Annotated in this window: 2 protein-coding genes; both read right to left on the reverse strand. The window is 54.2% G+C overall.

Features of this window, described 5'->3' with window-relative positions; all coding sequences use genetic code 11:
- On the reverse strand, positions 1-732 hold a 732-nt coding region (locus tag E1162_RS13005), incomplete at its 3' end, for a glycerate kinase type-2 family protein (RefSeq protein WP_155131925.1).
- Between the two features lie 103 nt (positions 733-835).
- Positions 836-1025 (reverse strand): NAD-binding protein (locus tag E1162_RS19575; protein WP_257098954.1); only part of this gene is annotated, 190 nt, incomplete at its 5' end.

A 1025-nucleotide genomic window follows, 5' to 3' on the forward strand; every position in this document is an offset into this window, starting at 1 on the left:
AGCTACATCCAGCGCTACTGCGCACGCTTTAGCCGCCCCGTGTTGGCGATCCAGATGCTCACGAGCAGACTTTGGTAGTTCGATGTTGTAACGCTCGATAATAGCCAGAGCATCTTCTACGCTGGTGGTGTCTTGAACGGTAGGGCCGGAGGCGATGTTGATCGGGTCATCGCCCGGAACGTCGGAAATCAGGAGATTGATGACACGCGCCGGATGAATAGCTGCTGCCAATCGGCCGCCCTTGATACGGGACAAATGACGGCGCACGCAGTTCATTTCGTTTATGGTTGCGCCGCAGGCCAAAAGCTTGCGGTTCACCGCTTGCTTGTCAGCAAGGGAAATGCCTTCCGCAGGCAGTGGCAGCAGCGCAGAGCCGCCGCCGGAAATCAGGCAGAGAACAGTATCGTCTTCGGTAAGACCGGAGACGTATTCCATAAGGCGCTTGGAGGCATTGAGACCAGCTTCATCCGGCACAGGATGAGCAGCTTCCAGAATCTCGATTTTATTGCAATCAGCGCCGTAGCCGTAACGAGTTACGACCAAGCCTTCCAGCTCGCCCTCATAAGCATCTTCAACGGCCTTTGCCATGGCAGCGGAGGCTTTGCCCGCGCCAATAACAACCAGCTTACCTTTTACATCTTTGGGCAGAAAAGGGGGAACACAGACCGAAGGCTGAGCAGAAGCGACAGCCGCATCAAACAGTTTGCGCAGAAATGATTTCGCATTGTTCATTAGAAGTTGTTCCTATTAGCAAAAAATAGGGCCGGCCAATTTACCACTGGCCGGCCTACTTCTCTTATGGCTGGGAGTTCCAAATCAGGACCATAAGTCGTGCTTACGCGTCTTCTGCGACCTTGTGGTTGGCCATCATTTCAAGCGCCTTGACCATGCCGGAGTGATCCCATGCAGAACCACCGTGCGCTGCGCAGGAGTTGAAGAGTTCCTGAGCGGTTGCAGTGTTAGGCAGGGAAAGGCCCATTGCTTTTGCGTTGGAAAGAGCAAGGTTGAGGTCTTTCTGGTGCAGC

The organism is Pseudovibrio flavus (genome assembly GCF_009711345.1).
Taxonomy (GTDB): Bacteria; Pseudomonadota; Alphaproteobacteria; order Rhizobiales; family Stappiaceae; genus Pseudovibrio; species Pseudovibrio flavus.